This is a genomic window from Microbacterium sp. PI-1, assembly GCF_004337555.1.
GTDB classification, from domain to species: Bacteria; Actinomycetota; Actinomycetes; order Actinomycetales; family Microbacteriaceae; genus Microbacterium; species Microbacterium aurugineum.
In genome coordinates, this window is record NZ_SJYZ01000001.1 from 373,670 (window position 1) to 397,296 (window position 23,627).

General features: G+C 67.8%; 24 protein-coding genes. 15 read left to right on the forward strand and 9 right to left on the reverse strand.

Annotation, left to right across the window (positions count from 1 at the left end; genetic code table 11):
- Positions 1-170 precede the first annotated feature (170 nt).
- A complete protein-coding gene (locus E0W80_RS01780) occupies positions 171-1,565 on the forward strand; it encodes an aminotransferase class V-fold PLP-dependent enzyme (RefSeq protein ID WP_131491068.1) in 1,395 nt (464 codons plus the stop codon).
- 83 nt (positions 1,566-1,648) lie between these two features.
- Positions 1,649-2,335, forward strand: coding sequence for a PHB depolymerase family esterase (locus E0W80_RS01785; RefSeq protein WP_131491069.1), 687 nt, complete (start codon positions 1,649-1,651; stop codon positions 2,333-2,335).
- 19 nt (positions 2,336-2,354) lie between these two features.
- Here E0W80_RS01785 and pdxT read toward each other — a convergent pair whose 3' ends face one another.
- On the reverse strand, positions 2,355-2,975 hold the full coding sequence (gene pdxT / locus E0W80_RS01790; RefSeq protein WP_131491070.1) for a pyridoxal 5'-phosphate synthase glutaminase subunit PdxT: 621 nt from the start codon (positions 2,973-2,975) through the stop codon (positions 2,355-2,357).
- Positions 2,965-3,858 (reverse strand): pyridoxal 5'-phosphate synthase lyase subunit PdxS, encoded by an 894-nt coding sequence (gene pdxS / locus E0W80_RS01795; RefSeq protein WP_131491071.1) that lies wholly within the window; start codon positions 3,856-3,858, stop codon positions 2,965-2,967. Before pdxS ends, pdxT begins: the two co-directional genes overlap by 11 nt.
- A 90-nt stretch (positions 3,859-3,948) precedes the next feature.
- Between pdxS and E0W80_RS01800 the strand changes: the two genes are divergently transcribed.
- Both E0W80_RS01800 and pdxY read left to right on the forward strand, forming a co-directional pair.
- Complete coding sequence (locus E0W80_RS01800) at positions 3,949-5,256, forward strand: aminotransferase class I/II-fold pyridoxal phosphate-dependent enzyme (RefSeq protein WP_131491072.1); 1,308 nt, start codon at positions 3,949-3,951, stop codon at positions 5,254-5,256.
- Positions 5,257-5,305: 49 nt separating this feature from the next.
- On the forward strand, positions 5,306-6,157 hold the full coding sequence (gene pdxY / locus E0W80_RS01805; protein ID WP_131491073.1) for a pyridoxal kinase PdxY: 852 nt from the start codon (positions 5,306-5,308) through the stop codon (positions 6,155-6,157).
- On the opposite strand, the gene E0W80_RS01810 is transcribed toward pdxY, so the two are convergent.
- The 3 genes from E0W80_RS01810 to E0W80_RS01820 form a co-directional block, all read right to left on the reverse strand.
- Entirely contained in the window at positions 6,135-6,722 is a 588-nt protein-coding gene (locus E0W80_RS01810) for an HIT domain-containing protein (protein WP_131491074.1), read from the reverse strand. The two genes, pdxY and E0W80_RS01810, sit on opposite strands and share 23 nt — an antisense overlap.
- A complete protein-coding gene (gene thrS / locus E0W80_RS01815; RefSeq protein WP_240740430.1) occupies positions 6,719-8,644 on the reverse strand; it encodes a threonine--tRNA ligase in 1,926 nt (641 codons plus the stop codon). Before thrS ends, E0W80_RS01810 begins: the two co-directional genes overlap by 4 nt.
- Before the next feature lie 151 nt (positions 8,645-8,795).
- Complete coding sequence (locus E0W80_RS01820; protein WP_131491076.1) at positions 8,796-9,566, reverse strand: DUF2807 domain-containing protein; 771 nt, start codon at positions 9,564-9,566, stop codon at positions 8,796-8,798.
- A gap of 119 nt (positions 9,567-9,685) precedes the next feature.
- On the opposite strand from E0W80_RS01820, the gene E0W80_RS01825 reads away from it, so the two are divergent.
- From E0W80_RS01825 to E0W80_RS01850, 6 genes are all read left to right on the forward strand, one after another.
- Positions 9,686-10,081, forward strand: coding sequence for a hypothetical protein (locus tag E0W80_RS01825; RefSeq protein ID WP_131491077.1), 396 nt, complete (start codon positions 9,686-9,688; stop codon positions 10,079-10,081).
- A gap of 53 nt (positions 10,082-10,134) precedes the next feature.
- The gene (locus tag E0W80_RS01830; protein ID WP_131491078.1) at positions 10,135-11,511 is read left to right on the forward strand and encodes a deoxyribodipyrimidine photo-lyase; all 1,377 of its coding nucleotides are present in this window, start codon (positions 10,135-10,137) and stop codon (positions 11,509-11,511) included.
- A 42-nt stretch (positions 11,512-11,553) separates the two neighbouring features.
- Positions 11,554-12,159 carry a hypothetical protein gene (locus E0W80_RS01835; RefSeq protein ID WP_131491079.1) on the forward strand — a complete coding sequence of 202 codons (606 nt, stop codon included), beginning with the start codon at positions 11,554-11,556 and terminating at the stop codon, positions 12,157-12,159.
- Positions 12,160-12,276: 117 nt separating this feature from the next.
- Positions 12,277-12,864 (forward strand): copper resistance protein CopC, encoded by a 588-nt coding sequence (locus tag E0W80_RS01840; protein ID WP_131491080.1) that lies wholly within the window; start codon positions 12,277-12,279, stop codon positions 12,862-12,864.
- Between the two features lie 11 nt (positions 12,865-12,875).
- Positions 12,876-13,409, forward strand: coding sequence for a copper chaperone PCu(A)C (locus E0W80_RS01845; RefSeq protein WP_131491110.1), 534 nt, complete (start codon positions 12,876-12,878; stop codon positions 13,407-13,409).
- Complete coding sequence (locus E0W80_RS01850) at positions 13,409-14,635, forward strand: Dyp-type peroxidase (RefSeq protein WP_131491081.1); 1,227 nt, start codon at positions 13,409-13,411, stop codon at positions 14,633-14,635. The genes E0W80_RS01845 and E0W80_RS01850 overlap by 1 nt, the downstream gene beginning before the upstream one ends.
- 133 nt (positions 14,636-14,768) lie before the next feature.
- Here E0W80_RS01850 and E0W80_RS01855 read toward each other — a convergent pair whose 3' ends face one another.
- The 3 genes from E0W80_RS01855 to E0W80_RS01865 form a co-directional block, all read right to left on the reverse strand.
- Complete coding sequence (locus E0W80_RS01855; RefSeq protein WP_131491082.1) at positions 14,769-16,067, reverse strand: VCBS repeat domain-containing M23 family metallopeptidase; 1,299 nt, start codon at positions 16,065-16,067, stop codon at positions 14,769-14,771.
- 411 nt (positions 16,068-16,478) lie between these two features.
- Positions 16,479-17,501 carry a M15 family metallopeptidase gene (locus tag E0W80_RS01860; protein WP_131491083.1) on the reverse strand — a complete coding sequence of 341 codons (1,023 nt, stop codon included), beginning with the start codon at positions 17,499-17,501 and terminating at the stop codon, positions 16,479-16,481.
- A 43-nt stretch (positions 17,502-17,544) separates the two neighbouring features.
- Positions 17,545-18,030: a hypothetical protein gene (locus E0W80_RS01865; protein WP_131491084.1), complete on the reverse strand. Its 486-nt coding sequence runs from the start codon at positions 18,028-18,030 to the stop codon at positions 17,545-17,547.
- A gap of 523 nt (positions 18,031-18,553) precedes the next feature.
- Between E0W80_RS01865 and E0W80_RS01870 the strand changes: the two genes are divergently transcribed.
- Positions 18,554-19,744: a tyrosine-type recombinase/integrase gene (locus tag E0W80_RS01870; protein ID WP_131491085.1), complete on the forward strand. Its 1,191-nt coding sequence runs from the start codon at positions 18,554-18,556 to the stop codon at positions 19,742-19,744.
- A gap of 44 nt (positions 19,745-19,788) precedes the next feature.
- Here E0W80_RS01870 and E0W80_RS01875 read toward each other — a convergent pair whose 3' ends face one another.
- Positions 19,789-20,415 carry a hypothetical protein gene (locus tag E0W80_RS01875; protein WP_131491086.1) on the reverse strand — a complete coding sequence of 209 codons (627 nt, stop codon included), beginning with the start codon at positions 20,413-20,415 and terminating at the stop codon, positions 19,789-19,791.
- A gap of 247 nt (positions 20,416-20,662) precedes the next feature.
- Here E0W80_RS01875 and E0W80_RS01880 point away from each other — a divergent pair, with 247 nt between their 5' ends.
- The 4 genes from E0W80_RS01880 to E0W80_RS01895 are packed head-to-tail and all read left to right on the forward strand — an operon-like array spanning position 20,663 to position 23,066.
- A complete protein-coding gene (locus E0W80_RS01880) occupies positions 20,663-20,881 on the forward strand; it encodes a helix-turn-helix domain-containing protein (protein ID WP_131491087.1) in 219 nt (72 codons plus the stop codon).
- 3 nt (positions 20,882-20,884) lie between these two features.
- Complete coding sequence (locus E0W80_RS01885) at positions 20,885-21,739, forward strand: helix-turn-helix domain-containing protein (RefSeq protein ID WP_131491088.1); 855 nt, start codon at positions 20,885-20,887, stop codon at positions 21,737-21,739.
- Positions 21,736-22,086: a MarR family winged helix-turn-helix transcriptional regulator gene (locus E0W80_RS01890; protein ID WP_131491089.1), complete on the forward strand. Its 351-nt coding sequence runs from the start codon at positions 21,736-21,738 to the stop codon at positions 22,084-22,086. The genes E0W80_RS01885 and E0W80_RS01890 overlap by 4 nt, the downstream gene beginning before the upstream one ends.
- Positions 22,083-23,066, forward strand: a complete 984-nt coding sequence (locus tag E0W80_RS01895; protein WP_165875370.1) for a hypothetical protein — start codon at positions 22,083-22,085, stop codon at positions 23,064-23,066. Before E0W80_RS01890 ends, E0W80_RS01895 begins: the two co-directional genes overlap by 4 nt.
- Positions 23,067-23,627 lie beyond the last annotated feature (561 nt).

Below are 23,627 nucleotides of genomic sequence, written 5' to 3' on the forward strand. Positions count from 1 at the left end.
TGCCCAGGGCATCGACCATTCTATCGAAAAGCCACGGTTGCCCGAGTGGCGTCCGCTGCGGCCGAGCGCGCGGCCGTCAGTCGCGCGGGTCTCGCGCGGGCAGCCACTGCGACCGTGCCGGCCTCGCGTGACCACTGGTGCGATGGGGCCTCCGGGTGTAGGCCTGAGGCATGAAAGAGACGGCTCCCGACGACCGGACCCGCGCACTCGAGACCGCGCACGATGCCGCGCTCCGCTTCCTGGACTCGGTGGCCGAGCGGCCGGTGTGGCCGAGGGCTTCGCTCGACGAGATGCTCACCGCCTTCGGGGGTCCGCTCCCGGAACATGGCGTGGACGCGGCGGCAGTGGTGGAGGAGATGTCCGTGCTCGCCGACCCCGGACTCGTCGCGATCCCCGGCGGCCGGTTCTTCGGTTTCGTGATCGGCGGAACACATCCGGCAGCCCTGGCCGCGGACTGGCTCGTCTCGGCGTGGGATCAGAACTCGGGCTCGTCGACTCTCACGCCGGCCACTGTGGCGATGGAACGCATCGCCGGGCAATGGATGCTCGAGGCCTTCGGGCTCCCCGCGACCGCCAGCGTCGGCTTCGTCACGGGCGGGCAGCTCGCCAACTTCACCTGCCTCGCCGCCGCGCGACACTCTGTGCTGGCGGGCGCGGGGTGGGACATCGCCGAGCAGGGATTCCACGGTTCTCCGCCGCTGCGTTTCGTCGTCGGCAGCCACCGGCACGGGTCCATCGACCGCGCCGCCCGGTTCCTCGGGGTCGGGCGGGCGGAACTCACGATCGTCCCGACCGACGGCCAAGGGCGCATGAGCCCGGAGGCGCTCGATCAGGCACTCGTCGGCGCGGAGGGACCCCTCATCGTGTGCCTGCAGGCGGGAGAGGTGCACACCGGCGCCTTCGACGACTTCGCGGCGTTGATCCCCCTCGCACGCCGGCACGGTGCATGGATCCACGTCGACGGCGCGTTCGGACTGTGGGCTGCGGCGTCTCCCGGGCTGAGCCACCTCACCGCCGGCATGGCGGACGCCGACTCCTGGGCGACCGACGCGCACAAGACGCTCAACGTGCCGTACGACTGCGGCATGGCGATCGTGCGCGACCCGGCCGACTCGATCGCCGCATTCCGCACCGGAGGCGATTATCTGATCTATTCCGGGCTCGACCCGTGGGATGTCACCCCGGAACTCTCACGACGCGCCCGCGGGGTTCCCGCGTGGGCCGCACTGCGCAGTCTCGGTCGGTCGGGCATCGCGGACCTGATCGACCGCCTGCATGCGAACGCCGTCGCGATGGCGGCGGGGCTCCGAACAGTGGAGTCGGTGGAAGTGATCAACGACGTCGACTACACACAGGTGATGTTCCGCCTCGGCTCCGACGAAGCGACGCGTGCGCTCGGCGCGGCGATCCTCGTCGACGGGACGGCCGCGATGACGGGTGCCGAATGGGAAGGTCGTGCGGCTCTGCGGTGCTCGATGTCGTCCTGGGCGACCACCCCGGAAGACATCGTCCGCACGGTCGAAGCCATCCGCGGCCTGGTCGCCGCAGGGTCACCCGCCGGTTGACCGAGACCGTGGGCTCCACATCCGGCTGCCCGCTCCGCACATCGTTCCCTCGGAAGACGGCACACATGGCGCAGGATGGACACATGCGCAGATCGCGACACATCACTCCTGCCTCCCGCTCTTCGGACGTGCGGAACGGCGAGCCGACGCCGGCCGACTCCCTGCGGTACCTGCTCCATCTCCCGGACGACTACGACGCCGACCCCGACCGACGGTGGCCACTCGTCCTGTTCCTGCATGGTTCGGGTGAGCGCGGTACCGACGTCGAGCTCGCCGCCGTGCACGGTCCGCCGAGTCTGGCGGATGCCGGGCAGGAGTTCCCCTTCGTCCTCGTCACGCCTCAGTGTGGCGAATCGAGCCAGTGGGTCGCGGAGCTCTCGACGTTGTCCGTGCTGCTCGACGAAGTCGTCGCAGAGCACCGCATCGATGCGTCCCGCATATCGGTGACAGGACTCAGCATGGGCGGATTCGGGGCCTGGAGCCTGGCGGTGCGCTATCCCGACCGGTTCGCGTCGATCGCGCCGATCTGCGGAGGACTCTGGATGCAGAGCGCTGCGCCGCTCCGTGACGTCCCCGTCTGGGCTTTCCACGGTGATGCCGACGATGTCGTGCCGTTCTCCGCCACGGAACAGATCATCAGCGAACTCCGAGGCCTCGGTGCCGACGCCCGGTTCACTCGATACGCAGGCGTCGGTCACGATTCCTGGACCGAGACCTATGAGAACCCCGAGCTGTACGACTGGCTCCTCTCCCACCGGCGCCACGTCTGACCGCGACGCTCGGACGGACCTAGGCGCTCTGCGGCGCCCTCGTGCGGTGCCGCGACTCCACCCGTGCGAGGAAGCGTTCGTGAAAACGGCGCTCCCCCGTGATCTCGGGGTGGAAGCTCAGTCCGAGCAGATTCCCCTGCTCCACCGCGACCACACGCCCGTCGGGCAGCGCCGCGAGCACGGTCGCGCGCGGACCGACCGACTCGACCACGGGCCCACGGATGAAGGCCGCCGACACCGGGCCCCCGCCGAACGCAGGGACCTCGAGTTCCGCCTCGAACGACTCGACCTGGCGACCGAAGGCGTTCCGGCGCACGACGACGTCGAGCCCTCCGAACGACTCCTGCCCGTCGATCGCGTCGACGATGTCATCCGCGAGCATGATCAAGCCCGCGCAGGTGCCGAGCACCGGCATGCCCGAGGCGATCGCGTCGCGGATCGGCTCCTGCATGCCGAAGATCCGGGAGAGCTTGTCGATCACGCTCGACTCGCCCCCCGGGATCACGAGTCCGTCGACCGCGGCGAGCTCGTCGGGGCGACGCACCGGAGTGGCATCGGCGCCGAGTTCCGTCAGCAGGGCGACATGCTCGCGCACGTCGCCCTGCAATGCGAGGACGCCGACCTTGCCTCTACCAGCCACGCTCGGCGAGTCGGTGAGGTGCCGGGAGGTCGCTCACGTTGATGCCGACCATCGCCTCGCCCAGCCCACGCGAAACCTCGGCGATGACCTTGGCGTCGTCATAGAAGGTCGTCGCCTTGACGATGGCCTTGGCCCGCTCTGCCGGGTGGCCCGACTTGAAGATGCCGGAGCCGACGAAGACGCCGTCAGCACCGAGCTGCATCATCATGGCGGCATCGGCGGGGGTCGCGACCCCTCCGGCCACGAACAGCACGACCGGGAGCGTGCCGGTCTCAGCGATCTCGGCGACGAGTTCGTACGGCGCCTGCAGCTCCTTCGCCGCGACGAAGAGCTCGTCCTTGGGAAGCGCGGTGAGCGCGGCGATCTCTCCGCGGATCTTGCGGATGTGCTTCATCGCCTCGGAGACGTCGCCGGTCCCGGCCTCTCCCTTGGAACGGATCATCGCCGCTCCCTCATTGATGCGGCGGAGCGCCTCGCCGAGGTTCGTCGCACCGCACACGAACGGGACGGTGAAGCCGTACTTGTCGATGTGGTTGACGTAGTCGGCCGGTGAGAGCACCTCGGACTCGTCGATGTAATCCACGCCGAGCTCCTGCAGCACCTGCGCCTCGACGAAGTGCCCGATGCGGGCCTTGGCCATCACGGGGATGGAGACGGCGTCGATGATGCTGTCGATCATGTCGGGGTCGCTCATGCGGGAGACACCGCCCTGCGCACGGATGTCCGCCGGCACACGCTCGAGAGCCATCACGGCGACGGCGCCCGCGTCTTCGGCGATCTTCGCCTGCTCTGCCGTGACGACGTCCATGATGACGCCGCCCTTGAGCATCTCGGCGAGACCGCGCTTGACGCGCGCGGATCCGGTGGTTGTCTGCTCTGCCATGGGGAACTCCTGTCGGATGCACCGAAGTCGGGTTTGATCTAGGTCAAACATAGCACTGTCCGATTCGACCTAGAATCACAGAGGAGGACCATGAGCGACCAGATCACCGGGACGACCGCAGCGGACATCGCCGACAGCGTGCGTTCCTTGCGCGACCGCGGAATCCTCCGGGTCGGTGCTGTCCTCCCCCCGGTGCGCGAGCTCGCTGCCACGCTCGGCGTCAACCGCAACACGGCTGTGGCCGCGTACCGGCAGCTCGCCCAGGCCGGCCTCGTCGTCTCGCGCGGGCGTGCGGGCACCGTCGTGGCGGGTCTCGAATCGGTGGCCCAGGAGGGATACGCGCCCGACACGGTCCTTCGCGACATCGGCACGGGTAACCCCGATCCCCGGCTCATCCCCGACCCGGCACCCGCGCTGATGACGATCGCCTCCCGTCCCGTGCTCTACGGCGAGCCCGTGATCGATCGTGGCCTCGAAGAATGGTCCCGGCAGTGGATCTCGTCCGATCTCCGCGCCGACGACTTCCGGATCACGGTGACGAGCGGTGCCGTCGACGCGGTCGAGCGTCTGCTCGCGCAGGCACTCATGCGCGACGACGCCGTGGCGCTCGAAGACCCCTGCTTCCTCGCGAGCATCCACACGGTGCGTCTGGGCGGCTACCGGGCGGTCCCCGTGCCCGTCGACGGCGAAGGCATGACCGTCGACGGACTGCGAGCGGCGCTGGACGCGGGCGTCCGTGCCATCATCTGCACCCCGCGCGCACAGAACCCGACCGGGGCGAGCCTCACGGCGACGCGGGCGGCCGAGCTCCGCGCGATCCTCGCCGACCATCCGTACGTGCTGATCATCGAGGACGACCACTTCTCGATGCTGTCGCAGCGGCCCTACGAGTCCCTCATCGGCGCCGAGCACAGACGGTTCGCCCTCGTGCGGTCGGTGTCGAAGTTCCTCGGACCCGACATGTGCCTCGCGATCGCAGCGACGGATGCCGAGACCGCGGAACGGCTCGCGATGCGCCTGAGTCCGGGAACCACGTGGGTCAGTCACCTCCTGCAACGCCTCGCGCTGACGCAGCTGACCGACGAGACGGTCAGGACCGAGGTCGCCGCGGCGGCTGCGCACTATGCCGAGCGGAATGCGTCGTTCGTCGAGAGACTGCGCGCGAACGGGATCGACGCGACCGAGTCCGACGGTCTCAGCCTGTGGGTCGAGCTGTCGCGACCCGCGCGGACGGTTGCCGATCGACTCATGCGACGCGGGTGGCTGGCCCGCACCGGAGACGATTTCGCGCTCGACGAACGCGCGGAGCCCTCGCACCACCTGCGTCTGACCGTTCACGACCTGTCCGATGCCGACGCGGAGACGCTCGTCGCTGACCTCGTCGCCGCCGGACGATGACCACCACCTGTCGCGGGCAACGCCCCGCCCTGAACGAAAGGGTCGGAGAATGAAGATCCTCTCCATCCAGTCCGCCGTCGCCTACGGACACGTCGGCAACTCGGCGGCCGTGTTCCCGCTGCAGCGCATCGGCGTCGAAGTGCTGCCGGTCTACACGGTGAACTTCTCCAACCACACCGGCTACGGCGCGTGGCGCGGACCGCTGATCGCCCCCGATGACGTGCGTGAGGTCATCACCGGGATCGAAGAGCGTGGCGTCTTCGGGGGCATCGACGCGATCCTCAGCGGCTACCAGGGCGGAGAGGGCATCGGCGACGTGATCATCGACGCCGTCGCGCGGGTGAAGTCGGCGAACCCGAACGCCGTCTACGCGTGCGATCCGGTCATGGGCAACGCCAAGTCGGGGTGCTTCGTGGCCCCGGCCATCCCCGTACTCCTGCGCGAGCGCGTGGTGCCGGTCGCGGACATCATCACGCCGAACCAGTTCGAACTGGGTTTCCTCACCGACACCGAGCCGGACACGCTGGAGTCCACGCTCGCTTCGGTCGACCTCGCCCACGCGATGGGTCCGCGGACCGTCCTCGTGACGAGCGTCGAACGACCCGACCGCGAAGAGGGCACGATCGAGATGCTCGCCGCCGACGAGAAGGGTGCCTGGGTCGTGCAGACCCCGCACCTTCCGATGAAGGCGAACGGCTCCGGTGACGTGACGGCAGCACTGTTCACCGCGCATTACGTCGAGACCGGGAGCGCGAAGGTCGCGCTCGAACGCACGGCGTCCAGCGTGTACGACCTGCTGAAGGCGACGCTGGAGTCCGGCGAGCGTGAGCTCCAGTTGGTCGAGGCGCAGGAGTTCTACGCGAACCCGCAGATGCAGTTCACGGCGCGTCAGGTGCGCTGACCTTCTCGGTAGGCCCTTCCGGCTGCGGCCACGCGGCAGCCACGGCGTGACGCACCTCGCCGAGGAGCTGCGGCAGCGCCTTGGTCTTCGCGATGATCGGGAAGAAGTTGGCGTCCGACGTCCACCGCGGCACCACGTGCTGGTGCAGATGGGCATCGACACCGGCTCCTGCCACCGCACCTTGATTCATGCCGAGGTTGAAGCCGTCGCACCGGGAGACCTCCCGCAGCACGCGCATCGCGGTCTGCGTGAGAGCACCGATCTCGGCGACCTCCTCCGGCGTCGCCTGGTCGTAGGTGGCGATGTGACGGTACGGGCAGACGAGCAGATGGCCCGAGTTGTACGGGAACAGGTTCAACAGCACGTAGGCGGTCTCGCCGCGAGCGACCACGAGGCGCTCGGTGTCCGGGAACTTCGGCGCCTCGCAGAACGGACATTCCTCACGGAGGGGTTCAGGCCCGGCCTGGATGTACGCCATCCGATGCGGGGTCCACAGCCGCTGGAACTCGTCGGGCACACCGGCCAGATGTCCGGCGTCCTCCAGCGGCTGCTCCCCCTCGGTCACGCCAGGTCCCCTGCTGTCTGCACCAGGGCGTGGCTGTCGATGGCTGCGCGGATCCGAGCCACGGCGTCCGCGATCGGAACCCCGTTCTCCTGGGCGCCGTCGCGGTAGCGGAACGAGACGGTGCCGGCGTCACGGTCCTTCTCCCCCGCGATCAGCAGCAGCGGCACCTTGCCGGTCGTGTGCGTGCGGATCTTCTTCTGCATGCGGTCGTCCGAAGTGTCGAGCTCCGCGCGCACACCCTGGGAGCGCAGCGTGTCGACGACCTCGCCCAGGTAGTCGGCGAAGTCTTCGGCGACCGGGATGCCCACGACCTGCACCGGCGAGAGCCACACCGGGAAGTCGCCCGCGTAGTGCTCGAGCAGGATCGCGAAGAACCGCTCGATCGAGCCGAACAGCGCGCGGTGGATCATGATCGGGCGCTTCTTCTGCCCGTCCTTGTCCATGAACTCGAGGTCGAAGCGCTCGGGCAAGTTGGGGTCGACCTGCACGGTGGAGAGCTGCCAGGTGCGACCGATCGCATCGCGCGTCTTGAGGTCGATCTTCGGACCGTAGAACGCAGCCTCACCGGGGACCTCGGTCAGCTTGAGGCCGGAGGCGACGGCGACGCGGCGCAGCGCATCGGTGGACGACTCCCAGAACTCGTCCGTGCCGATCCACTTCGACTTCTCGTCGTCCTTCATCGAGAGCTCGAGCTCGAAATCGGTCAGACCGAAGTCGCGCAGCATCGAGAGGATGAACTCGAGGACCTTGGCGACCTCGGCCTCGAGCTGATCGGGTGTCACGAACAGATGCGAATCGTCCTGGGTGAAGCCCCGCACGCGGGTGAGGCCGTGCAGCGCGCCGGAGAGCTCGTTGCGGTAGACCGTGCCGTTCTCGGCGAACCGCAACGGCAGGTCACGGTAGCTGCGCGCGCGCTCCTTGTAGATGAGGATGTGCATCGGACAGTTCATGGGCTTCAGGTAGTAGTCCTGGCCCTGCTTGGTGACGTTGCCTTCGTCGTCGCGCTCCTCGTCCATCACGATCGGCGGGAACATGCCCTCCTTGTACGTGACGAGATGGTTCGACGTGAGGAACAGGTCTTCCTTCGAGATGTGCGGCGTGTACACGTAGGTGTAGCCGCCCTCGATGTGGCGCTTGCGCGCGTGCTGCTCCATCTCGCCACGGATGACGCCGCCGCGCGGGTGCCAGACCGAGAGGCCGGAGCCGATCTCCTCGGGGAACGAGAACAGGTCGAGCTCCTTGCCGAGGCGACGGTGGTCGCGCTTGGCGGCCTCCTCCAGCCGGTGCTGGTACGCGCGCAGCTCGTCCTTGGTGGGCCACGCCGTGCCGTAGATGCGCTGCAGCTGCGGGTTCTTCTCACTGCCCCGCCAATACGCGGCGGCGATGCGGGTGAGGTCCCAGCCGTTGCCGATCATGCGCGTGTTGGGCAGATGAGGGCCGCGGCAGAGGTCCTTCCAGACGACCTCGCCGTCGCGGGTGGTGTTGTCGTAGATCGTCAACTCGCCCTCGCCGACCTCGACGGAGGCACCCTCCGCCGCTTCCTTCCCGCCCTTGAGCCCGATGAGCTCCAGCTTGAACGGCTCGTCGGCGAGCTCGGCGCGCGCCTCGTCGTCCGTCACCACCCGGCGGACGAAGCGCTGGCCCTCGCGGACGATTCGCTGCATCTCCTTGGTGATGGCCTTGATGTCTTCGGGCGTGAACGGGGTCTCGACGCCGAAGTCGTAGTAGAAGCCGTCGGTGATGGGCGGACCGATGCCGAGGTTCGCCTGCGGGTTGATGCGCTGCACCGCCTGTGCCAGCACATGGGCCGCGGAGTGGCGGAGGATGTTCAGCCCGTCCTGACTGTCGATCGTGATCGGCTCGACCTCGTCGGTGTCGGTCAGGGTCGTGGCGAGATCCTTGAGTTCGCCGTTGACGCGCATCGCGACGACGTTTCGGTCAGTGAACAGGGCGAAGCCGTCATTCGGCCGGGCGTTTTCAGGCACAGAAACTCTCCATCTGGGTCGGTACCCAGGTTACCGGTACGGTCGGGCGCTCCGGACCGCTACGCGACGGCGTCGCACCCGCTCTTCGTCATCGGCGCCGGACATCTCCCGATCCTGCGATCTCCTGGGTGACACGGGCTTCACCGCCATAGGAGACGTCGCCGCTGCCGTCGATGACGACCGCGAGGTTTCCGTCCACGGTCACATCTGCGCTCCCTGAACCGCGGATCGAGACGAAAGCGTCCTCACTGCGCAGATCCTCGGCCGTGTGTTCGCCGGAACCGCGGATCGAGACGTCCTGGGAGCGCGCCGTGCCGTCGATCGCCACCGTGCCGGAGCCGTCGATGCGCACGGTCAGGTCCTCGACGACGGTGTCATGGGCGACGATCTCGCCGGCGCCGTCGACCCGGAGCACAGCCGTCGCAGCATCGATCCCCGTGGCCTCCACGTCGCCCGAGCCGCGCACGGTCACCGTCGGGGCGATCGCACCGGACAGGTCGATGCGGGCATCGCCTGACCCCTGCACCACGAGCGATTCGAGAGACGACACGGTCAGCTCGTAGCGGATCTCGCCGTTCCGGAGCACCGGCTCGCCGTTCATCCCGAGCCGCAGGACGCCGCCTTCGACGTGGGCGGTCAGGTGCTCGATGACCCGCTCGCCCGCCGTCACGGTGAGTGCGGGCGTCGCGCCGAGAGTCACGGTCAGATCGCCGGAGGTGTCGAGCTCGACCGCGGCGACATCCGGCACCGCACGCTCCTGCGAGACGACCGGTCCCGCGTCGAACGACGCGCACCCCGTCAGCGCCGATGCGGAGAGGGCGAGGAGGAGGACGGAAGAACCGACGAGACGTGAGCGCATGGTCTCAGCGTACGAAGCGTCCGGCGGAGTCCGCCACCCACCGGGGTACGGACCTCGTATGCCCCCTCGGTATGAGTTCACAGGGCGCGGATCGCCGGACCATCACGTAGCGTGAGGGCATGAGAGCAGTCGCCCGATGGATCCTTGCGATCGCGCTGGGCGCGATCGGCATCATGCACTTCACTTCGACCCGCGGCTTCCGTATCGTCGTGCCCGACTGGGCGGTGCAGGTGACGAAGCTCGACAAGAACGACATCGTCCTCGCTTCCGGTGCCGCCGAGATCGCCCTGTCCGCCGGCCTCATCGCGCTCCCCCGCGAACGTCGCCGGATCGGCTGGGCGACCGCCGCGTTCTTCGTCGCCGTCTTCCCCGGGAACGTCCATCAGTGGCGGACCGGACGATCCACCCCGGGACTCGATACGGATGCCCGACGACTCGGGCGCCTCTTCCTGCAGCCGCTGCTCGTGCTGTGGGCGCTCTGGGCGACGGGCGAGCGTCCCCCGCGCGGCCGCTGAACCCGCCTCCGCGGACAGCGCCCATCGTCCTCGGGGTCAGGGACAATGGGGCGATGTCCTCTCCTTCGATCGTCTGGTTCCGTGACGACCTTCGCCTGGCAGACAATCCTGCACTCCGTGCGGCGATCGAGCACGGCGAGCCGATCATCGCGCTGTTCGTGCTCGATGAGGAATCCGAGGGGCTCCGTCCGCTCGGCGGCGCAGCCCGGTGGTGGCTGCACCACTCGCTCGCCTCCCTCGCGGAACGCCTGCATGACAAGGGGGCGACGCTCGTCTTGAAGCGGGGCGCTGCAGCCGGCGTCTTGAGAGAGCTCGTGACGGATGCCGGAGCCGGGGCCGTGTTCTGGAACCGTCGTTACGGCGGCCCGGAACGCGCCGTCGACGCGGGCATCAAGTCGGCCCTCCGCGCGGAGGGCGTCACGGTCGCGTCTTTCGCCGCGTCGCTCCTCCACGAACCGTGGACGGTCACGACCGGCAGCGGCACCCACTACTCGGTCTTCACGCCGTTCTGGCGCGCGTGCCTCGCCCTCCCTGCGCCTCGCGCTCCCCTCCCCGAGCCCCGGGAGATCCCGGGAGCACCGCGTCCGCCGGCATCCGACGCCCTCGACGACTGGGCGCTTCTCCCCACGACACCGGACTGGGCAGCGGGACTCCGCGAGACGTGGGAGCCGGGTGAGCCGGCCGCGCGGCGCCGTGTGAAGGAGTTCCTCGAGAACGACCTTCCCGGCTACGACAGCGCCCGTGACGAGCCGTCTGCGGGCGCCACCTCGCTGCTGTCACCGCGGCTCCGCTGGGGCGAGGTGAGCCCGTTCACGGTCTGGCACGAGGCAGTCGGCGTCGACGGCAGCGGCCGCTTCCTCTCGGAGCTCGGCTGGCGCGAGTTCGCCTGGCACACGCTGTACCACTTCCCGGATCTGGCGGCGAAGAACCTGCGGCCGGAGTTCGACGCCTTCCCTTGGCCGCCGCTCGACCCGTCGCAGTTGGATGCCTGGCAGCACGGGGAGACGGGTGTGCCGCTCGTGGATGCCGGGATGCGAGAGCTCTGGCATACCGGCTACATGCACAATCGGGTGCGGATGGTGGCGGCGTCGTTCCTCATCAAGAATCTGCTGATCGACTGGCGACTCGGCGAGGAGTGGTTCTGGGACACGCTCGTCGACGCCGACGAAGCCAGCAATCCCTTCAACTGGCAATGGGTAGCGGGTTCCGGAGCGGATGCCGCGCCGTACTTCCGCGTATTCAACCCCGAACTGCAGGCCAAGAAGTTCGACCCGCAGGGCGTCTACATCTCGCGTTGGGCATCGAAGGCGCCGACCGAGCCTATCGTCGACCTCGCGGAGACACGGAAGGCTGCGCTCGCAGCGTACGACGCCGTCAAGCGGGCCCCGAAGACACGGCGCGAGGGGAACGACGGCGTCCGCGATCGGTAGGCGTGCGACGGTGGTTCGCGCCGTCCGTGCCAGACTGGAAGCGTGACCGAATCCAGGAAGCCAGCCGTCATCCGCGGCTTCGCTGCGTCGTCACTCGCGATCTTCGTCGCACTCGCCGGCCACGTGACCGGCGGCGGGCAGGTACCCGGCGCGCTCGGCATCCTCGTCCCGTGGGTCTTCTCGTTCATGGTCTGCGTCCTCCTCGCCGGACGCTCCCTGTCACTCATCCGCCTCGGAGTGTCCGTCGCAGTGAGTCAGTTCCTGTTCCATGCGCTGTTCGTGCTCGGCACCGTCACGCCCTCCGGAGTCTCGACGCCGCACGTGCACGGCGGACCGCTCGTGATCCCCACGGGACCTGGCATCCCGGAGGCGGTCGCCGCTGACACCTCGATGTGGCTCGGCCACACGGTCGCGGCACTGCTGACGGTGGCCGCGCTGTACCGGGGCGAGCGTCTGGTCCTCGCCGTGCGAGACCTCGCCCGGCAGCTGAGTCGATGGCTGCGCCGCCGTGTCGATCACGTCCTGCTCCTCCCGGCGCTCCGTCTGCCCCGCCGTCTGCGCGGCGTCTTCGACCTCGCCTGCAGCCGCGGCCTCATCCTACTGGCGACCCTTCGGGGCCGCGCTCCTCCTCTCTCCGCTGCGATCTGATCCGTGCCCTGGACCCTCACGGTCCAGAGGCGCGTCACACCGTGCGCGATCGTCGCGCGCGGGTTCTGAACGCATGCATGAACGCCGCACACGCGGCGTCTGATGAGAGGTCATCCCATGTCCCCTGTCCGCAGGATTGCGGCCGGGTTGGCGTTGGCGACGATCGCGACCCTCGCGATCGCCACGCCCGCGTCCGCCCACGACCAGCTGGTATCCAGTTCCCCGGCCGCTGACGAGCAGTTGGCGGCCGCGCCGGAAGACATCACGATGTCGTTCACCGGTGAGCTCCTGGTCCTCGATGAGTCGCTGACCGGGGCTGTCGTCATGGTCGTCGACGCCTCGGGGAAGGACTGGGTCTCCGGCGACGTCACGGTCGCCGGGCGCACGGTCACCGCCAGACTCGAAGCGGGGATGCCCGTTGCCGGCTACCAGGTGCGATGGCAGGTGGTGTCAGAAGACGGTCACCCGATCGCCGGGGTCATCCCCTTCACGGTCGGCGATGCCGAACCGATGCAGGTCCCGACATCCGGTGACACGGCGACGACATCCTCCGCAGGCGAAGAACAACCGGATCAGAACGCAACAGGTTCGAGCACCACCCTCCGGGTGCTGCTCATCGGCGCAGGTGGAGCGGCTGTGGCCGTCCTCCTCCTCGTGCTCATTCGATTCCTTCGTCGTCCCCGGACGACAGCAGATGACCTGTGAAAGGCACCATTGTGAACACCACCAAGAACCTCCCCCGACTCGCCGCTGTGATCGCGGTCTCCCTGCTCGCGCTCACCGGGTGCGCTCCTGAGAGCCCCACGAGTGAGCCCACGACGCGTCCCGCCGGTGACACCATCACCATCGAGGATGCGTGGGTGAAGTCGGCTGAAGAGGGAATGTCCGCCGGCTTCGGAACCCTCGTCAACAGCGGAGACGACGACGTGACCGTCGTGTCGGTGACGTCCGAGGCGTCGCCGATGATCGAGCTGCACGAGACCGTCGAGAACGAGGCAGGCGAGATGGTCATGCGCGAGAAGGCCGGCGGATTCGTCATCCCCGCCGGAGGGACGCTCGCGCTGGAGCCGGGAGCGAACCACATCATGCTGATGGATCTGAGCGCCCCGCTCACCGCCGGCAACGACGTCACCTTCACCGTGACGTTCTCGGACGACTCCACCTACGAGTTCACGGCCCCGGTGAAGGACTACTCCGGCGCGAACGAGAACTATGAGGACGGCGAAGAGCACGAGGGTATGGATCACTGATGTCGGCGCCCTCTGAGGGCGCCCGCTCCCGACGCTCCGGGTCGACCCGGCGACAGTTCCTTCTCGGAGGAGCTGTCGCCGGTGTCGGCGCAGTCGCTGCCGTCGGAGTGGATCTCGCCCTGAACCGCGCGGACGCTGACCAGGCGCCCGCCTCCACCCCAATGAACGGTGAGCAGACCGTACCGTTCTTCGGCGACCATCAAGCGGGTATCGACACGGCTGCGCAGGCGCACGGGCTCTTCGTCGCCCTCGACCTGCATGACGACGTCGATCGCGACGGGCTGGCCCGGCTGATGGGACTCCTGACCGATGACGCCGCACGCCTGACGCAGGGCCGCGCCGCGCTCGCCGACTCCGAGCCGGAGCTCGCGCTCGCTCCGGCGAGGCTGACCGTGACATTCGGCTTCGGCCCGAACTTCGTCGCGCGTGCAGGCGGCGTGGGTCCATCGTGGCTCGCCACCTTGCCTGCTTTCGGGGTGGACCGGTTGCAAGCGGAATTCTCCGACGGCGACCTCCTCCTGCAGATCGCCGCCGATGACCCGCTGACCGTGGCCCACGCGACCCGGATGCTGTTGAAGGACGCCCGGGGCTTCGCCGACGTCCGGTGGACGCAGCAGGGTTTCCGCCGCGCGTACGGAACGGAGCGCCCCGGCACGACGATGCGGAACCTCTTCGGCCAGGTGGACGGCACGACCAACCCGGAACCCGGCACGGCGGACTTCGATGAGGTCGTGTGGAGTGCGGACGGCTGGCTCGCCGGCGGGACGGGCATGGTGCTCCGACGCATCCACATGGACCTCGACAAGTGGGACCGGCTGGATCGCAGCGGACGGGATGCATCGGTGGGGAGGACACTCGCCAATGGAGCGCCGCTGACCGGCGCCGAGGAGTTCGATGAACCGGACTTCGAGGCGAAGACATCCCTCGGCTTCCCCGTCATCCCGCAGTTCGCTCACATCCGCCGTGCCCGCGGCGACGGTGCCGAACGGATCTTCCGGCGCGGGTACAACTACGACGAACGCCCTTCGGGCGCTTCCGTCTCGGAGTCGGGCCTGCTCTTCGTCTCTTTCCAGGCCGACGTCGACGCGCAGTTCGTCCCGATGCAGCGGAGGCTCGACGAACTCGACCTGCTCAACGAGTGGACGGTCCCGATCGGCTCGGCCGTCTTCGCGATCCCGCCGGGTTGCGCGGAGGGCGGGTTCATCGGTGAGACGCTCCTGACATGAGGCGACGTTCTGGAGTGAGCGCATGGCGCACGTAGGAGGGTCGACCCACGCGGGTGTGCAGCCTGCGATCGACTCGCGAGAGAGACCCCCACCTAGGCTTTCGCCCGGGTGGGGGTCTTTCGTCACGCCTAGGTCAGGCGATCAGTCGGTGGATGTTCCAGCCGTGTCCGACCTTGATGCGAGTGCCGAAGCCGGATCCACCGAGCCCTGGGTAGAGCCAGAGATCGCCTGCTTCGTCACGCGAGAGGACGTCGGCATAGCCGTCCGCACCGAAGTCGACGCCACCCGTGATCGCCGTCATGGTGTTCCAGCCGTGACCGACCTGGTAAGGGTTGTTGAGCGTTGACCCGTTGCCAGGATAGAGGAGAAGTTTGCCGCTGGTGTCACGTGCGAGGATGTCACCCTTGCCGTCAGTCCCGAAGTCTCCCGCGAGGATCATGCTGAAATTGCCCCAGCCGTTTCCGATCTGTATAGCTCCGCCGTTGAACCCGCCCGCGCCGTTCCCCGGATACAGATAGAGGTTGGCGTCATTGCCGATGGCGACGAGGTCGGCCCGTCCGTCACTGTTGAAGTCGGCACCCCCTGTCACTAGCCGCATGGTTCCCCAGCCGTGCCCAACCTGAGAGGCCTGGAACGAGTTGCCTCCTACGCCTCGGTAGAACCAGAGGGTGCCGTCGTCCCGCACAGCGATCGCGTCCCCCTTGCTATCCCCGTTGTAGTCACCGTGGATAAGAGCGCGAGTCGTTCCCCAGCCGCCGCCGAGTGTGTCGGTGGCCCACCCACCGTTGCCATTGCCGTTGTAGGCGGTCATCTGACCGGTGGTCGACACTGCGAGCACGTCGGCCTTGCCATCCCCGTTGTAGTCAGCATTGACGCCGGTACTGCTGCCTCCGAGACCCGGAAAGTCCATGGGGATCGCGGCGCCTCGTGTGACGTTCGTCTTGCAGGTGTACCCCTGGTTGGCGACGTTGGTACCGTTGCGATAGATCTCGAAGTGAAGGTGGGCTCCTGTTGAGTTTCCGGTGCTTCCCACGACGCCGATCTGCTGGCCCTTCGTCACCGTCTGCCCAGGGTTCACTGAGCCGGGGGACGCCATGTGCGCATACAACGTGGTGTATCCACTCGGGTGGGAGATCACCACATAATTGCCATACCCGCTGCTAAACGTGCGAGTGCTGACCGTCCCACCGTAGGCGGCAACGATCGGCGTTCCTCCGTTGTGCGAGATGTCGATGCCAGTGTGGCTGGGCCGCTCGCCTCCGCAGCCATCGGCGACGCGGGACACGATGTATCCGGTTGCCGGTTGAATCATCACGCCGTATGCGGCTTGCGCAGCGGGCGGTGCCGCAAAGGGTACGAGCGCACCGACGACGACCGCGAGAGCCGTCATGATTCCGATTCGGGCGCGACGAAGCGCCTGGGTTCTCTTCATTTTCAGTTCCTAAAGTTGGATGGGTACCCGCGGCCGAGGGCGTTTCACGTTCACGCTACCGATCGGCGTGCACGCGGCGCTGTCCTCTCTTCTGCCTACAGACATGCCATGCGACGCGAGATACGTTGAGAGATCCCCACGCGCGCTCCGGCACGCACAGGTTCTTTCGTACCGGCGCCCGCGCCGCGATCCTCGTGTCGCCCTTTCGCGTTCTTGAGCCAGCGTGAGAAAGCGCGAAATCAATTGGTTCGGTCGATCTGTGATTGCTGTCACCGATGGGATTGGAGGTCAGAGAAGCCCCGCAAACACGCTCCAACCGCGGCGCCGCATGCGGACCCCTCCGCGCCGATCCGGCACCAATGAGCAACGGCCCCACCCAACCGAAGTTGAATGGGGCCGCCGATGCGCTCTCTAGACGGAGCCGTAGTTTAGGCTCATTTTGGCAACTCGGGTCTGGTTGACGCCACCTTGCGGGGATCGCGCCGCCACGAACAAGTAGTTTCCCGCCGGCACCGGAATGATCGTGCTGAATTCGATCTGTGCGACGCCATCCGTCACGCCCGGGAATGTTGCCGCGAACCCACCGCTGTACACGCCAGTGCTAGCGTGCAGAAGGTAGTACTGGAGCATGAGCGTCTTTTCGGGCGTAAGACCCGTGAAGTAGGCATGGGTGGTGATCTGATAGAGTCCCGCGCCTCCGGCTCCCCCGGCCATATCGAACACACCCGATGAGAAGTACAGGCGAGTGTTCGATGTCGTACCAATCGGCACGGTGTAGTCGCCTTGCTTGCGGTGGTAAATCGGCACGTCATCCTCCGGTAGTGGTGTGGGCGTGGTTGATCCTGAGTACTCCCAGTGCCACGCCTCTGGGTGAGCTCCGTTCGGTTCCGCCCAGGAGGGATGGAACCATCCGAACTTTTGCGCATTGGCCTTCATCCACACGTAGATGGGATTACTCCAATCCGTGCGTCCGACGCCGATATCGATCGCGAGTGCCCAGCCGTGGTTGGATGTCCCCGGCACGGCTGCCAGCCCGCAGTTCCCCTGACCGCACCAGTAATTGCGGGCTTCAACCTGGCCCGCGAAATCGCGGTAGGCATCGCTTAGCGGCAGGTCTCGTCCCAATGCGGCCCGGAAGGCCTTATTCAAGGCGATCAATGCCGTCACAGCATCCGAACGCAACCGTCGGGCAGTGTTCCACGGCACGGTGGACAGCGCTGACAGTGGGATCCTGCCGTTCGCATGCCCGCCCCATGCGCCCGCCTTGACCACGAGAGAGGCTGCGCTCGCGCTCGTAGGTCTGGAGAAGAGGTCTGCTCCGACTGACGATGCGGCGACGAAAACCCCGGCAGACGATAGGAGCGTTCGACGCGAGATCCCGTGCGCGCTCATCATCGGGATGTCAGGGGACACAGGTGCGCTCGATTCAGTCATGCTCTCGATCTCGCTGTTCGAAGGATGTGAGTTTCTTTGACCGTCATACGTCTCCGTAGTCGAAGGCGGGCGCTTGGATGTGAGTTACCTGATCGCTGCTGAAGCGAAGCCTCACGAAGTCGAGTCCCACTTCGCCTGGCCTCGTGAGCGATTGAGTGTTCGTTGCCTCACGGGCGGTGATGCCGAGGAAGTCCGCGCCCTCTCCGACGTCACGCGCCTCACCTGCCAGCGCCGAAGCACGATCCGAACCGACTTTGATCCCCTCGAGCGTTGCGGCGTTCACACCACCCACACCCGGAGCGGAGATCGTAATGCTCGCACGAGCGTCAGTTAGGCGCAGCACCCGCGCGCCTTGCCAATCGTAGAAAGTCACTTCGTATCCGTTCGGATCCTCAGTGATGCTCGGTGAGGATCCGAACGCATCGGTGAGCGCCTGAATCAGCGCGTCAGGATCGTTGTAGCTGAAGGTGGTCAACTGGTCACCGTCCATCACGGTTACCGCGCTGACGCCAATCGTTAGGTCGCTCATGGTCTGAAGCCTACGAACAGATGAGCGCCGAGCGCTGTCCCCTCTTCGGCCTACAGACGCGTACACGTGTAGCCCACTAGACTGCCCTCCCCCCGAGGCATGCGGGAGCGAGTGATAGACAGGGTGAGCCGCCACGCCCGGCGGGTAGTTTCGAACCCACAGTCCGTCGCGGGAGACGCGCAGGTTCTTATTCCCCAGATGTTGCCCAACTCGGTGGGAACACGAAAAAACCCCCGGAAATCCCGGGGGTTTGTCTGTGCGCGATACTGGGATCGAACCAGTAGCGCGTTCTCGTGCGCGCGCGCGTAATAGAGGGGTCCGAACCCCCGTTAATCCGCCCCTCTCAGGCGTTACTGGCACGCTAGACTGTCCCTAACGAACCCAAACAGGGACTACCGATGTTGCACGTTATTGCACGCCGGAGACGAAGCGACGGCCCCGCGGATGCCACCGCGAGGCCGTCAGAGGCCGATAGGAAGGATCGACCCATGCACGACACTACCGACGCCCGACAGGCGGACCGATGAGCCGCGAGGCGTGGGGCGCTCTCCGCCGCTTGCCGTCGAAGCGCTGGCAAGCATCGTTCATCGTGGACGGCGTACGACACACCGGCCCCACGACGTTCGACACGAAGGGAGCCGCCCGCGCTTACCTCTCGCGCACTCAGGCCGAGATAGCGGCGGGAACCTGGCTGAGCAAGGAGGACGCCGCCGCCGCCCGTCAAGCCGCCGCCGATGAACGCGCCGCCGCCGAACGTGACGCCGAGCGCCGCGCCCTGCCGTTCTCGGCGTTCGCTACCGACTGGCTGAGCAAGCGCTACAGCGCGAGCGGAAAGCCGATCCGGGAGACGACGCGCGCCGAGTACCGGCGTCTGCTCGATGGCCCGCTGGCATCCCTGGCTGACATACCCGTGTCGTCTATCGACCGCGCCGCCGTTGAGGACTGGCATGCCGCCGCACTCGCGACAGGCCGCGTCACCCAGGCGGCCCGCGCGTACGCCCTGCTGTCCTCGATCCTCCGCTCCGCAGTGTCGCGCGGAATGCTCGCCGAGGCTCCCGAGCCGATCCGCGGCGCGGCATCGGCCAAGACTGGCAAGCCCGTCAAGCCGCCAACGCCCGAGGAACTAGCCGTGATCATCGCCGAGATGCCCGAGCGTCTGCGGTCGTTCGTCATCGTCGCCGCGTGGTCTGGCCTGCGATCCGGCGAGATGCGGGAACTACGGCGCGGCGATGTCGTCGTGACGCGCGATGCGGGCGCTGTCGTCGGCGTCGCTCTCCGCGTCTCCCGAGCCGTCACCCACACCACGGGCGCGACGAAACCACACATCGGCGCTCCCAAGACGGGCGCTGGCGTGCGCGTCGTGCCGCTCCCCGCAGTCGCCTACCGGCCCCTGTTGTCGCACATGGCCGACCGCGTGCCGCTCAACCCTGATGCCCTGCTGTGGCCCGCCGCTGACGGCGTGGCGAACATGCGGCAATCGACGTTCGCCCGGCACTGGAAGAACGCCCGCGAGTCGGCGGGCCGTCCTGATTTGCCGTTGCACGGGCTCCGGCACTACGCCGCGAGTCACTACAGCGCCGCGGGCGCTACATCTCGCGAAGTCGCCGACCGGCTCGGGCAAGCCTCGGAGGGCATCGCACTCAGGTACACGCACGGCACGGGCCGCGAGGCGTCGCTAGTCGAAGCGCTCGACGCCGCCGCCCTCACGGCGTAACCGCAACACGTTGGACCCGGTGCCCCCCGCGCCTCCCTCGATCCTCACCCGTCGCCGCGGGCGGCTTCTTCCTGAGCCTTCACGGCCTGCATGATGTACGCGGGGTGCATCGCCTTTGCCCTGGCGATTTCATCGCTGAGTTGCGATGATGCCGCCTCGATACGTCGAAACCATTTCCCATCGTCTAGGTCCGGTGATTCACCGCGCGCGTATGCGCTGGCGATGTCGAGCGCGGCGTTCAGCAGAAGCGGGACGGTCAGAATCCAACTTGGCGTGCCAATCAAGATGGACGGAAAGGACTCGCGATCCGGAAGATTGCCGACGATCATCCGCAGTTGCGCCCGCGCCTCGGCGTTGGGGAGCATGTTGATGGCTTGACCTAGTCGATACAGGCTTTCGGCGTAAAGATGTTCCCCGTATCGGGCGTCGAACTCGTCGTTTTCAACTGTCGCCGTTGCGATGCGTTCGTACTCGATAGTTTCGGCAAGGAACAGGTCTGCCACGCGCCGCGCCTCTGTACGCAGATCAGCGACCGCATCGTCTTCGCGCTTCTGCTTCTCGCGGCGAGACTCGCGCCGCTCTGCGAGGCCCTGCGTCAGCAAGACGGTGCCAAGGCTGACAGCGGCACCGATCAGGGCGGTGATGAGTGGGAACCACGGCGACCAGTCCATGCCCGTCACACTAGCGAGCCGCTTTCGCTTGCACCGCTAGAAACTAGGACTGATCCCTATAGTTAAAGCCCTCTGAACTGGACTTTCTATCTGTCCCGATGTGGTGTAACTTGACCTGTAGGCGGGCATCGAGCCCGAGCGGGCGCGACGGCTCGCGTAGCGCGTGACCCGGCTACACCGGACGCAACGGAGCGGGCTCTAGTCCCGTGAACGCGACCCCGATCCCGCCTACCTCGGAGCGCCGCTCATGCCCGACCCCTCTCCGGCAACGACTGCACCCGTCTATCTGTCGCTGACCTCTGCCGCCGCCCGGTTCGATGTGAGCCGCAAGACGATCCGCCGCGCCATCGACCGAGGCGAACTGTCCGCCGTCCGCCTCGGCGCACGCGGCGATCTGCGTGTGCACGTCGCCGACCTCGACCGCTGGGCGCGCCCTGTGCGTAACGGCGCTGAGAGCGAGCGCTGAGCCGTGACCTCCGAACCCGCGTTCGTCGCGCACATCGCCCCGCGACGGGCGTTCGCCGTGGCGAGCCTCACGACGTACGCGCGGCAACTGCCGTTCGTCCGTTTGCCCGCGTGGGCTTTCTGCATCCCAAGCCACACCGCGTTCCGCACCTACGCCGCGATGCTCGCATTCGCCGACCTCCGCACGGGCGAATGCTGGCCGTCGCTCGCGGCAATTGCCGACACCGCGGGGCTCAGCCGAGCAACTGTCGCTCGTGGGCTCGAAGCCCTTCGCGCGCTCGGCGTCGTGACATGGAAGCAACAGCACGACGCCGACGGGCAGGCGAGCAACCGCTACACCGTCGCAATGGACCCGGCGAACGCTCCCGCCGCACTCGCGGACACTGCCGCCGAGCCTGTGGATAACTTGGCCGTGGACACTCCGGTGAGTCTCAGGCTGAGACTCACCCCCGTCTCAGATAGAGACTCACCCCCGTCTCAGCCTGAGACACGGAACGAGAACCACGAGAACAAGAGTCAGAGGAACCAGACGCGCGCGAGCGCGCCCGCCCTCGATGACCGATGCTCTCGACATATCGGCGTCGCCGATCCACCAGCGTGCCGAGGCTGTCGCGATGCTCGGCTCGCCGCCGAGGCAACCGCCGTCGCCGACGCCGAGAGCGAGCGCACCCGCCGCGCCGCCGCTCTCCAGACACTCGACTCCGCCGCCGTCGAGGCACTCTCACGTCGCGTCGGCGGGAGCCCCGCGGCGGTTATCGAAGCCGCCCGCGCCGAGATGCCGGGAAACCTCCCGCTCGGACTCTCACTGCTCGCCCGGCGTGACGACGCCGCCGAAGCCGTAGCGAGGTGGGAGCGATGAGCCGCGAAGCATCGTGGGCGGACATGGCTACCGCCGTGATGGCTCACCTCGACGCCTACGGCGCGGAAGCCATCTACGACGTGTGGCACGTGCTGAACGGATACACCGTGACCGCGACGACGCCGCCCTGTGGCGACTGCGACGCGCCCGGATCGCTGGCCGAGCCGACACCCGGTCTCACCGCTCCTCAGCGCGCCGCCCTCGTCCTGCTCACGGCCCGGCCCCGGACGCGCGAGGAAGTCGCCGACCTCGCCGGATGGAACCCCGGCACCGCGGCGGGCGTGCTCCGCTCCCTGGAGCGCCGAGGGCTCGCCGCGCACGCCGCCGGACTCTGGAGCCGACGATGACCGCGCCGACACCTGGCGAACTCGCCGCCCGGTTCCAAGCCGAACGCCGCGAGACGACGCCGCCCGCCGCGCTCCGCGCGATGTTCGCCGATCCGTCGGCATCGCTCGACGTACTCGGCGTCGTGCTCATGGCCTCGTGGCGACACGGAGCCCCGACACTGGAGACGAACGGGCATCCGCGGCCCCTGCTCGCTCTCCCCCGTGGCGACTGGGCGGCGATGTTCCGCCGCGTCGGCTACATGGCGAACATCGCTCGGGCACCGGAGAAGCGCCCCGCGGAGCCCCTGCGGCTGTACCGCGTCGCGACTCCCGACTATCGCGACGGCCTGAGCTGGGCGCTCAGCCTCGCCGACGCCCGCGTGTTCCTGCGGAGCCCGTCAGCGCTCGATCATCGCCTGTACGTCGCCGACGTTGAGCCCGCGTGGATGCTCGGGCATTGGCGCACGGGATTCCCGTTCGACGTGCCCGAAATCGTCGCCGATGTCCCGCGCTCGGCGATCCGCCCCTACGTGGCACGGCCCGGCGAACCGTACCGCGTCATGTTCGTCTGCTGGGGGAACATCTGCCGATCCGCGCTCGCCGCCCTGATCCTGCGGCGGATGGCCGAGGCGCACGGCGTACCCGTCATAGTCGCGTCATCCGGCACCGCCGCGAACCACGGCGATGCGATGGACGCCGGGACGCTCGCCACGGCGGCACGGCACGGCCTCGACGGCTCCGATCACGCCGCCCGCCGGTTCTATCTCGATGACCTCCGCGAGCATGACCTCGTGGTCAGCCTCGACCCCGGAGCGTCGAAGATGACGCGCGGGCTCAGCACCATGCCGTCGGCGACTGCCCGTGTGTGGGATCGACCCGTACCGAACCCGTGGCGACGGCCCGACGACGAACACGAGAGCGCGTATCGCCTGCTCGCGGATGTCTGCGCCGAGGTGCTGGCCGACGTGCTCGACCACCTCAGGCCGGAGGGCACCCGATGAGCACGCGCTACTGGCTTGATACCAGCACCCCGGCGACGATTCTGCCCCGTGATTCCGCGCCCCTCGGCGATCCATCACCCGCGGAACCCGGTTCATGCAACGCCCGTGCAACTGTGCGAGCACCCCGGCCCGCCGCGCCCCCCGACAATCGAAGCGCTGTACGCCCCGTAGACGGCCCGACACCCTCCGGCGGCCAATCACCGCACCCCGGCCCCGTTCGCTCGCAGACGACCCCGCCGCGCCTTAGTCCGGCGGCATTCCGCCCCGTCATCGTCCGTGCGACGTGCTACCGAGCCGAGACACCCGGCTACCTCGCCATGCACGCCCGCATCCGCCGACACCAAGGGCCGGCCTCGGCCCGTGCCTGCTGGCGCTGTGGCCGTCGTGCTCGTGTGTGGTCGTGCATCGCCCCGCTCGGCGACCGCATCCGCGGCGTCTCCGGCTCCGGCGCTCCCGCCTGGTACTCCCTCGACGCCGACGACTACCGGCCCGCATGTAGCCGATGCGCCGCCCTCGACGACCGGGAGCACGCCAACGCCCGCCGAGCCGTTGCACATCTCG